This window comes from Motilimonas cestriensis (assembly GCF_021295315.1).
GTDB classification, from domain to species: Bacteria; Pseudomonadota; Gammaproteobacteria; order Enterobacterales; family CBDFNC01; genus Motilimonas; species Motilimonas cestriensis.
Genome location: NZ_JAIMJA010000043.1, coordinates 1 through 11503, shown reverse-complemented (window position 1 = coordinate 11503; position 11503 = coordinate 1). Strand labels below are relative to the sequence as shown.

Here is an 11503-nt window from a genome sequence, read left to right as displayed (position 1 = left end):
TCAATGGAGCGGAGTTTAAGTGGTAATCAGGTAAAGTTATGTCAACTTATTATTAAAGTGGAATCCCGAAAAAAGTAGATAGTTAAAGGGCTGCGAGATAATGTCTACTAAATGCCTTGACAGGTACGGCTCCAATAGCAGGCACTAAATTATGCATGTCACCTTCCATTAGTTTGAAGGTTTTATCATTTCGGGTGCAATTTTTACGACCGCCAGTTTGCCAGCATTGACGTTGGTGGCCCATTTCCCAAGCCGGCATTACATGCTCCCACTCAATGCGGGCTGCGCGTGTTTTTTGTTTGCGCACTTGATAGCCACAAGAATGGTGGTCAGGAATGAGCTTTTTACCTTGCTTTTTAATATCACAACCACAGTAAAAACTGACTGGGTATTGTTGGTAGATAATGCTGATGGCTTTTTTCGCTTGGCGAAAGGATTTTATTTCTGCTGAGCTAGGTAAGCTGATGAATAAAAGTAAAAAAATAATACAACTGCGCATGGTCGAACATCGTTAGTTAAAATTGCGCTAAGAGTATCATGCTTGAAAAATAACAAAATACAGGTCTTTCTAATAACAAAAAGCATTATTACAGGTTAATATTCAACCTTGGCTTGTGAAGGTTAAGGGGCTGTAATGGCTTTTTACACGCAGTGCATAGGTAAATCACGCCCTTGCTGGCTTTATTGTGGCGACGAATACTGAGTTGATGTTGTTGGCACTGGCATTGATAGGCAAAGGTTTTGCCTTGCACTGAGCTAATATCGAACTGGTGGGTACGCTCGGGTGAGCGCTGCATTACCTTGCTCATCATCATTTGCCACTCTTGTCCGTGTGGGGCGGTGCGACCATGAACGAGATAAACCAGTAAGTGGGCCACTTCGTGGGGCACCACATCGGTAAGAAAAGCCTGTTGGTTTTCTTGATAAAGAATGGGGTGAAACTTTAATAGGTTTTTTTGCAGATGCGCTGTTCCAGCAATCTTGCCACGCTGGGTAAACAGTACACGAGGACGAGGAAAGGCGTGATCAAAAAAGCACTCGGCTTGTTGATAACAGGCTTCCACCTGCTGCTCGAGTGCTTTTTTTTGGCTAGTGGTTAACACTTTAAAAGATGGAAGTGTTTACTTTAGGCCTGCTGCATCGCGTAATTGCTCTGCTTTATCGGTTTTTTCCCATGGGAATTCATCACGACCAAAGTGACCGTAAGCCGCCGTTGCTTGGTAGATTGGACGCTCTAAATCAAGCATTTTTAAAATGCCGTATGGGCGTAAGTCGAAGTTATCACGCACTAGTTGAGTGAGTTTGTCTTCATCAATCTTAGCGGTGCCAAAGGTTTCAACACTTATCGATGTTGGCTCTGCTACACCAATGGCGTAAGACACTTGAATTTCACAACGATCAGCAAGGCCTGCTGCGACGATATTTTTTGCCACGTAACGACCTGCGTAGGCTGCGCTGCGATCCACTTTTGATGGATCTTTACCTGAGAATGCGCCGCCACCATGACGTGCCATGCCGCCGTAGGTATCTACGATGATTTTACGACCAGTCAAACCACAATCGCCTACTGGGCCACCGATAACAAAACGGCCAGTTGGGTTAATGTGAAATTGTGTGTCTTTGTTTAACCACTGCGCCGGTAATACCGGTTTAATGATTTCTTCCATAACCGCTTCACGCAAATCCGCGGTAGTGACACAGTCTTTATGTTGAGTTGAAAGTACCACAGCGTCGATACCCGTAATGATGCCGTTGTCGTATTGGAAAGTGACTTGTGATTTTGCATCCGGGCGTAGCCAATCTAGCTTGCCACTTTTACGTACCTCTGCTTGTTTTTTCACAAGACGGTGAGCATAAGTGATAGCAGCAGGCATTAGCACTTCTGTTTCGTTAGACGCATAGCCGAACATTAAGCCTTGGTCACCTGCACCTTGATCTTCAGGGCGGCTACGATCGACGCCTTGGTTAATGTCTGGTGACTGTTTACCAATGGTATTTAATACCGCACAAGAGTCAGCATCAAAACCCATGTCTGAACTGGTGTAACCAATTTCACGCACTGTTTTACGGGTAATTTCTTCAATATCTACCCAAGCTGAGGTGGTGACCTCGCCGCCGACCATGACCATGCCGGTTTTAACGTAAGTTTCACAGGCCACGCGCGCTTTGGGGTCTTGCTCTAGGATCGCATCTAACACAGCATCGGAGATTTGGTCTGCAATTTTGTCAGGGTGACCTTCTGATACGGATTCAGAAGTAAATAAATGTCTGGCCATGATACTGTGGCTCCTTTCAGTGAGTGAAAACTTTTGGATGGATTACCATCTGGACGTCTATTCTATTCATAGTTGAGAATAATTCCAGATTTTTTTTCAACTTGCAGTACGTAATTATGAGTCAATAGGATGAAAGAGCAGGCTGTTTCTGTGTAAAACGGTGTTATCTATTAAATTTTTAATTAAGAGCAGCGTAATTAACTAGTTTGTAGTGGTATCGTTGCCACTTGAGGAGGACGCCTGAGTTTTGTTTTTACTTAACAGGCTAGGACTATTCTTCAAAAGGATATTTTGCCTCGCTAATAATAACTCGATGAGATTCGTTTGTCCGAGGATCCGCGTTTGCACCAAATGTGCGGTAGCAGAGCCGACCAAGCAAGGCAGAGCGAGGTTGACGTTTGCGGTGGTTTCTACCACTAGTAACGTCGCCGAAATAGGGCTTTTGAGCACCGCGCCAAAAAAGGCGGCCATGCCGACTAAGACAAATACCTGCGGTGTTTCATTGGGTAACAGATAGGCAAGCCAGTGTCCTGTTAGTGCCCCAAGTAATAAACTTGGGCCAAGAGCTCCGCCCGGAATGGCAGCCCCGATAGCGATAGTGCTAATTAAAAAACGTACGATTAACCAGGTTAAAACCAGTTGAGAGCCGATATCGGCATAGAGTAATACTTGCAGTAATTGGCTACCGAGGCCCAATACTTCAGTGCCAAACAAGCTCGCTATTGAGGTGGCCGCTGCAGCCAGTAAGAACTTACCCCAATAAGGCAGCATCACATTATCCGCAGTTAAGCGGATTAATTTTAGCATTAAGGTTGCCAGTACGCCGCAAACTACGCCGACTACGATAAGTTCTGGAATGAGCGTCAGTTGATAATGAAAACTTTGCGTGTCGATATGAAATTCGAATGCGCCTAATTGCCGAGCGATCCAAGCTGAAAAAAATGCGCAAATGCTAATGAATACACAGGTCTGCCATTGAAAGCGGCGCACAATGGTTTCTTGGACAAAAAAGATCGCGGTAATCGGTGTGTGAAATAACGCCGCCATGGCACTGGCCGCACCACAGGCTGTTAGTTGTTTTAATCGCGTATCGTTAAGATGAAAATATTGCCCCAACAAGTTCATACTAGCGGCGCCAACGTGAAGGGCGGGGCCGACTGCGCCGACGGCAAAGCCTGACACAAGGGCAATAATGGCCGCGACATATTGAAACACTGCATTGCCCAGCTGAAACTTACCATCACCAAAGTGATAGCCCATGACGACCACTGGTAATCCTGATTTGGCGTAGCGGTTGAAATAACGAAAGAGCAAGGCTAAAAAAATGGCGCCGACAAAGGGAATAGCCAGATACAGCCAAGAGTATTGCAAGATAAAACTAATCAGTTCAATTTTTGAAAGGCGGCTAAAGACAAGGATTAAACCCGCACACAATAGGCTACCTATGATGGTAACTAATAATGTGCGTTTTATACCAGTACTAGCACTTTGCATTATTACTCTTATTTAACAATCTGATACGTTTTTGAGGCGGGCATATTTTAGGCTAAATTAAGGTTGATTAATAGGCTTAGCTGGCAACAGCTTAGGTTAAGAATGTTTGACTGTTTCGTTATTTTGCTAAATTGCTTATTTTTTTTACAAAAGAAGATTGCACTAGCTCAGGCATCTTGGGAGAATACGACCCCTCTATATTGGTTCGAAAACACGAGTCTTACTTTTTCAATCTAAGTAAAGCTTGTTTATCAACCAGAAACCCCAAATCCAAGCAACACTTAGATTAATGCAGGAGATCTCATGCCTTCTCGTAATGAACTAGCAAATGCCATTCGTGCTCTTAGTATGGATGCAGTTCAAAAGGCCAATTCTGGTCACCCTGGCGCCCCTATGGGGATGGCCGACATAGCAGAAGTGCTATGGCGTGACTTTTTAAAGCACAACCCAACTAACCCTAACTGGGCGGATCGTGACCGTTTCGTGTTATCAAATGGCCATGGCTCTATGCTGCTTTATTCTCTATTGCATCTATCAGGTTATGACCTATCTATTGATGATCTGAAGAATTTCCGTCAGCTACATTCAAAAACACCGGGGCACCCAGAATACGGCTATGCACCAGGCGTTGAAACCACGACTGGTCCACTCGGCCAAGGTATCACTAATGCTGTTGGTATGGCTTTAGCGGAAAAAGCACTGGCTGCTCAGTTTAACCGTGATAATTTCGATGTGGTTGACCATTACACTTACGCTTTCATGGGCGACGGTTGTTTAATGGAAGGTATCTCTCATGAAGCTTGTTCACTAGCCGGTACATTAGGTCTAGGCAAGTTGATTGGTTTTTGGGATGACAACGGTATTTCAATCGACGGTGACGTAGAAGGCTGGTTTACTGACGATACGCCGAAGCGTTTCGAAGCTTACGGCTGGCATGTTATTGCAGGTGTTGATGGCCATGATGCAACGGCGATTAAAGCGGCGATCGAAGCGGCTCAAGCTGAAACTAAGCGTCCTACGCTAATCTGTTGTAAAACAATTATTGGTTACGGCTCACCAAACAAGCAGGGCGGTCACGATTGTCACGGCGCTCCATTAGGCGCAGATGAAATTAAAGCAGCGCGTGAATTCCTAGGTTGGAAGCACGAAGCATTTGATATTCCAGCTGATATTTACGGTGAGTGGGATAACAAAGATTCAGGAACGGCGGCTGAAGCGGCTTGGAACGAAAAATTTGCAGCTTACAAAGCGGCATACCCTGAATTAGCGGTTGAATTTGAACGTCGTGTTAATAATCAACTACCGACCGACTGGGAAGAGAAATCAACTGCTTACATCGCTGCGTTGCAAGCTGACCAGCCAAACGTGGCAACACGTAAAGCATCACAAAATTGTTTAGAAGCTTTCGGTGCATTGTTACCTGAAATCATGGGTGGCTCTGCTGACCTTGCGCCTTCTAACCTAACTATGTGGTCTGGTTCGAAAGCACTTGAGCCAACCGATGCAAGCGGTAACTACATTCACTACGGCGTACGTGAATTTGGTATGTCTGCCATTATGAACGGCATTTCATTGCACGGTGGCTTTGTCGCTTACGGCGCAACGTTCCTGATGTTTATGGAATATGCACGTAACGCACTGCGCATGGCTGCATTAATGAAGCAACGCGCTATCCACGTTTACACTCATGACTCTATCGGTCTAGGTGAAGATGGTCCAACCCACCAACCGGTTGAGCAAATTGCAAGCCTACGTTTAACTCCTAACATGAGCACGTGGCGTCCATGTGACTCAGTTGAGTCTGCGATTGCTTGGAAATACGCTATTGAGCGTGTTGACGGCCCAACTGCGTTGATCTTCAGTCGTCAAAACCTAGCGCCACAAGCGCGTGATGCACAGCAGCTTGCTGATGCAGCAAAAGGTGGTTACGTATTAGTTGATTGTGATGGCCAAGCAGACATCATCCTAATTGCAACTGGCTCTGAAGTTGAGCTAGCGGTAGCTGCGGCAAAAGAGCTAACAGCTCAAGGTAAAGCGGTTCGCGTGGTATCTATGCCTTGTACTGATGTATTTGATGCGCAAAGTGCAGCATACAAAGAGTCAGTATTACCAGCAGCAGTAACACAACGTGTCGCAGTAGAAGCGGGTATTGCAGATTACTGGTACAAGTATGTAGGTCTGAACGGTAAGATCGTCGGTATGACAACATTTGGTGAGTCTGCGCCAGCAGGTGAACTATTTAAAATGTTCGGCTTCACAGTTGAAAACGTAGTAGAGCAGGCACTAAGCCTTTAAGCTTCTATCACTCGTTTGATAAAAGGCCGCTTATTATAAGCGGCTTTTTTTGTGGTATTTTTCTAAATAGGTATCATCAAACCAGCTTCATTTTTTTGCTAGCTAGTGTGATTTCAATATAATGTGGTAGTATTACTACAGCTTTTGCCGATTTTAATTTGTTTATTTTGTCGGCAAATTATGCGTTTTAGTATGGTAATGCTATTAAACTCTGCTTATTCGCGACGTGATCAGTTGTAAGTGGTGCTAAAGCTGTTTTTTGACGTGCAATGTGTTGCTTGTTAAGTGTGCTCGTCTACGCCGGTAAAATCGGAATAAATGGCATTTAAACGACAAAAAAGAAAAAAAGTTACAGTTACTGATGTAAATCAAGCTAAATGTAACCAAATTGATGCCTAATAAAAGCCATCAATCAGATACAACTTTTAGAGTTTATAAAGGAAAGCAGGCGTTTTCCTGTGTTGATTTTAATTTTCATAACTTACAGTTAGAGGACAGAACATGTCAGTAAAAAAAATGGTTGAACAGGATTTAGCCGGCAAACGTGTTTTTATTCGTCAAGATCTTAATGTGCCAATCAAAGACGGCAAAGTATCATCTGACGCACGTATTCTAGCGTCAATTCCAACCATCAAATTAGCCCTTGAAAAAGGCGCTAAAGTTATGATCACTTCTCACCTTGGTCGTCCTGTTGAAGGTGGCACTGCAGAAGAGAATGCCCCTTTTACACTACAACCTGTTGTTGATTACCTAAACGAAGCATTAGATGTGCCTGTGCGTTTAGCAACAGATTACCTAAACGGCCTTGAAGTAAATGAAGGCGAAGTGGTTGTTCTTGAAAACGTTCGCTTTAACAAAGGCGAGAAGAAAGATGACGAAGCGCTAAGCAAGCAACTAGCTGCGTTATGTGATGTTTATGTAATGGATGCATTTGGTACAGCTCACCGTGCCCAAGCGTCTACTCACGGCATCGCTAAATTTGCTGACATCGCTTGTGCTGGTCCATTATTAGCAGCTGAACTTGAAGCGCTTGGTAAAGCAATGGACAAGCCTGCTCGTCCTATGATTGCGATTGTTGGTGGCTCTAAGGTTTCAACTAAACTTACAGTACTTGAATCACTTTCGAAAATTGCTGACCAGCTAGTTGTTGGTGGCGGTATTGCAAACACTTTCATTGCTGCTGAAGGCAAAAATGTTGGTAAGTCTCTATGTGAAGAAGACTTGATCCCGACAGCACAAAAATTAATGAAAGAGTGTGCTATTCCAGTGGCGACCGACGTTGTTGTGGGCACTGAGTTCTCAGAAACTGCCGTAGGTACCATTAAAGCGGCTGGCGATGTTGCTGACGAAGACATGATCTTCGATTTAGGTCCAGATTCAGCTGAAGCATTAGCTAAAATCATTCGCGAAGCGAAAACCATTCTTTGGAACGGCCCTGTTGGCGTATTTGAGTTTGAAAACTTTGCTAACGGTACTAAAGTGATTGCCCAAGCGATTGCTGAAAGCGAAGGTTTTTCTATCGCGGGCGGTGGTGACACACTCGCTGCTATCGACAAGTTTGGTATTAAAGACAAAGTGTCTTACATTTCAACTGGCGGCGGTGCTTTCCTTGAGTTTGTTGAAGGTAAAGTACTTCCAGCTGTCGCGATGCTTGAGTCGCGTGCGTAATTAAATAGAACGGGAGCTCACGCTCCCGGTTTTTATGGCGCGCTTTTGTGTATAATGTGCGCCGAAAATCTTTTATTCAGTGTGACAGATAAATAGGATTATATTCATGTCTAAGATCTTTGATTTTGTAAAACCAGGTGTTATCTCTGGCGACGACGTACAAAAAGTATTCGAAATCGCTAAAGCAAACAAATTCGCTCTTCCTGCGGTTAACGTAGTAAACACTGACTCTATCAATGGTGTATTAGAAGCTGCTTCTAAAGTTAAAGCACCAGTTGTTGTTCAGTTTTCTAATGGCGGTGCTGGTTTCTTCGCTGGTAAAGGCGTGAAACTTGAAGGTCAAGGCGCACAGATTCTTGGTGCAGTAGCGGGTGCAAAATACGTTCACGCGGTAGCTGCTTCTTACGGCGTACCTGTTATTCTTCATACTGACCACGCTGCTAAAAAACTACTACCATGGATCGACGGACTACTAGATGCAGGTGAAGAGTTCTTCGCACAAACGGGTAAGCCTCTTTTCTCTTCACACATGATCGACCTTTCTGAAGAATCATTAGAAGAAAATATCGAAATCTGTGCTAAGTACCTAGAGCGCATGGCTAAAATGGGTATGACACTAGAAATCGAATTAGGTTGTACTGGTGGTGAAGAAGATGGCGTTGATAACTCTGATATGGACGCATCTGAGCTTTACACTTCTCCAGAAGACGTTGCATATGCATACGAAAAATTAAGCGCAATTAGCCCACGTTTCACAATCGCAGCATCTTTCGGTAACGTACACGGTGTTTACCAAGCAGGTAACGTTGTACTTACTCCGACTATCCTACGTGACTCTCAAGCTTACTGTGCTGAGAAATTCGGTATCGCACCTAACGCACTTAACTTTGTATTCCACGGTGGCAGCGGCTCTTCAGAAGCTGAAATCCAAGAGTCTATCGGTTACGGCGTAATCAAAATGAACATCGATACTGATACACAGTGGGCAACATGGGATGGTATTCGTCAATACGAAGCTGCTAACCGTGAATTCCTACAAGGTCAAATCGGTAACCCAACTGGCGAATCTGCGCCAAACAAGAAGTACTACGATCCACGCGTTTGGTTACGTGCTGGTCAAGCTTCTATGGTTACTCGTCTTGAGAAAGCATTCTCAGACCTAAACGCAATCGACGTTTTATAATTTAAAGCAGTCTTTAAATTTTTCAAGAGCCAGTCTTAATGACTGGCTTTTTTGTTTTTAAAGCTAAACTTATTCTCTTTTCTGCCGATATAGCACCTACCTATTATGTCCGTTATATATGTGACATACAGCATAATTATCTTAACATTTGCTCAACATAAGTGAGACTGACTCAGGTTATTTAACGAGTATGTTTTATCTGTTTTAGATATGTTATAGACTGCACATTATTAGTACTATGTATAAGTAGTACGTAAAAATTTGATACCCATAAAGGAATAGTAAGGCGGCCAAGGATTGGGTCCAAAGTATTGGATAGCCTGAATGGAATACCGAGGGAAAACTATGGTTTCGTTATCTGTTAAGTCAGTTTCTGTTGTAAGTGCTGTAAATGGAAAGGTTTTTTTAGTTAATAGTGATGGCTCTAAAACCTTATTGAAGCCTGGTGATAAAGTTCAGCCGGGCCAGGTAATAGAAGCGACGAGTTTTGATGCTTTTAACTTAGAGCCAGTTGATGACACTGAGGTATTCCAAGCTGCAACAGTGAGTGATGGGGATAGCGATATACCGAGCGCCGTTGCAAGCGAAATTGCCGCTCTGCAGGAAGCGTTACTTGCTGGTGCCGATCCAACACAACTCGATGACTTTGAAGCCCCTGCTGCTGGTGAAGAGGCGGTTGCGGGATCAAGTATTAGTGGTAGCTCAGGTATTTCTAGAACAGGTGAGCAATTACTATCTGGCGCCGGCTACGATACTAACGGGATTGACTCTCCTGTCCCTGAAAACATTGATTCAGTTGACCCTCTCCCTACTACTGAAATAGCACCTAGTGTTCCTACTATTCCATCGGTTATATTAACTTCAGCTGATGCCAACATCGACTCGCAAAATGTGAACGTTTCCGAAGGTGACTTCGCTGTATTTTCGGTGGTGGTGAGTAACGCAAATGACTCTTTACTGTCTTTGACTGTGAAAGATGGTTCAGCCTTAAGTACCAGCGATTACGTTGCAGATTTTGAAATCAGTACTGATGGCGGAGTAACTTGGAGTAAGTACGCAGATACACCTATTACGGTAGACGGAAGCTCGACTGTAATGGTACGCATTGAAACCACAGATGACGCGATCCGTGAGGTAGCAGAAACGTTCCAAGTGGAAGCGACATTAGTCACCGGTGATAACACCCAAGTTGCAGTAATTGATGGCACTATTTATGACGATGCAGGCGAAGGTGCCATTGATCCGTCTCCAACACCTGAAGCGAACGATACTGTATTTGTCAGCTTAGTTGGTCCGACGTCTGTGACAGAAGGTGAAACAACATCGCCGTACACTATTACTCTAAGTGAAGCAGTTCCTGATGGTAAAACCATTACTGTTGAATTTGAATATACGGGTACCGCTGAAGATGGCTCTGATTTTACTGGTGTTACATCGGTAGTGGTATCTGGGCCTGCCAGCTCAGGTCAATTCACCCTCACCACTCTTGAAGATACACTTCCTGAGTCAACAGAAACGATCACGGTTTCGATCAAATCTATTACGGATAATGATGGCGCATTTGAAGCTGTCAATGTTGAGCCAAACCAAGGCACTGTAACCACTGAAATCGTCGATAATGACAGCACAACATTAACCACTAACGCAGACTTTGATGCGAACAACGTTGATGTGGTTGAGGGTGAGCAAGCCACGTTTACCGTCAATATAGGTAAAGCTGCACCAGGCAGTGTATTAACTTTATCATTAGCAGATGGCACCGCTGATAGTGCCGACTATGATGCCACATTTGAAGTGAGCTTGGATGGTGGTCAAACGTGGAGTCTTTCAGATGGCACCGTTACGCTTACCAATGGTGGCGACCAGACCGTGCTTGTCCGTACTCAGACAATTGATGATGCGATCGCAGAGTCGCCAGAAACGTACCAACTTAATACAACTTTAGTCAGTGGTAATGAAACTTTAACCAGTGTAGGTACTGCAACGATTAATGACGATGTTGGTCCAAATATCCCAACGACGCCAGGTATTGAAGACACAGCAAATCTTACTCTAACAGGCTCAAATTCAGTTATCGAAGGCCAAAGTGCTTCATATACAGTCACCATTGATAAACCTGCTGTTACGGATTTAACGGTACAAGTGATCACTGGTCATATCACCACTGATAACGGTGACGTGATTGCACAAACCCAAAACGTGGTGATCAAAGCGGGTACTCTATCAACTGACTTTACCGTTGCTACAATTGATGATGCGATAGAAGAAGGTAATGAGCAGTTTAATGTCACCCTAGGCACTACCGATGGCGGTGGCTTTGAAAACCTAGTGAAAGGCAACAGTGTTGTTACCACCACTATTGCTGATAATGACACCACAAGCCTGATAGTTAACCCTAATACCAATGCCAACAATGTTGACGTCATAGAAGGTGAGCAAGCGACCTTCACGGTTAACGTAGGCAAAGCGGCCGTGGGCAGCGTGTTGACCCTGTCACTGGCAGATGGCACGGCGGATGGCAGTGACTATGAAGCCGCTTTTGAAGTGAGTTTAGATGGCGGCCAAACATGGGCGGTATCAAACGGCC

The 11503-nt window shown here is 44.3% G+C and carries 7 protein-coding genes and 1 pseudogene; 4 read left to right on the top strand and 4 right to left on the bottom strand.

Annotation, left to right across the window (positions count from 1 at the left end):
* Positions 1 to 124: 124 nt before the first annotated feature.
* The 4 genes and pseudogenes from K6Y31_RS21450 to K6Y31_RS21435 all read right to left on the bottom strand — a co-directional run.
* Positions 125 to 499 (bottom strand): annotated as a pseudogene (locus K6Y31_RS21450) (endonuclease); the annotation flags it as partial.
* A gap of 88 nt (positions 500 to 587) precedes the next feature.
* Positions 588 to 1103 (bottom strand): SprT family zinc-dependent metalloprotease, encoded by a 516-nt coding sequence (locus K6Y31_RS21445; RefSeq protein ID WP_233055078.1) that lies wholly within the window; start codon positions 1101 to 1103, stop codon positions 588 to 590.
* Between the two features lie 18 nt (positions 1104 to 1121).
* A complete protein-coding gene (gene metK, locus K6Y31_RS21440) occupies positions 1122 to 2276 on the bottom strand; it encodes a methionine adenosyltransferase (RefSeq protein WP_233055077.1) in 1155 nt (384 codons plus the stop codon).
* Between the two features lie 201 nt (positions 2277 to 2477).
* Positions 2478 to 3770 carry a chloride channel protein gene (locus tag K6Y31_RS21435; RefSeq protein ID WP_233055076.1) on the bottom strand — a complete coding sequence of 431 codons (1293 nt, stop codon included), beginning with the start codon at positions 3768 to 3770 and terminating at the stop codon, positions 2478 to 2480.
* Between the two features lie 303 nt (positions 3771 to 4073).
* On the opposite strand from K6Y31_RS21435, the gene tkt reads away from it, so the two are divergent.
* From tkt to K6Y31_RS21415, 4 genes are all read left to right on the top strand, one after another.
* Positions 4074 to 6065 carry a transketolase gene (gene tkt, locus K6Y31_RS21430; protein ID WP_233055075.1) on the top strand — a complete coding sequence of 664 codons (1992 nt, stop codon included), beginning with the start codon at positions 4074 to 4076 and terminating at the stop codon, positions 6063 to 6065.
* A 501-nt stretch (positions 6066 to 6566) separates the two neighbouring features.
* Entirely contained in the window at positions 6567 to 7733 is a 1167-nt protein-coding gene (locus K6Y31_RS21425) for a phosphoglycerate kinase (protein ID WP_233055074.1), read from the top strand.
* Positions 7734 to 7839: 106 nt separating this feature from the next.
* A complete protein-coding gene (gene fbaA / locus K6Y31_RS21420; protein ID WP_233055073.1) occupies positions 7840 to 8916 on the top strand; it encodes a class II fructose-bisphosphate aldolase in 1077 nt (358 codons plus the stop codon).
* A 345-nt stretch (positions 8917 to 9261) separates the two neighbouring features.
* A partial coding sequence (locus K6Y31_RS21415; RefSeq protein WP_233055072.1) for a retention module-containing protein occupies positions 9262 to 11503 on the top strand: 2242 nt, incomplete at its 3' end.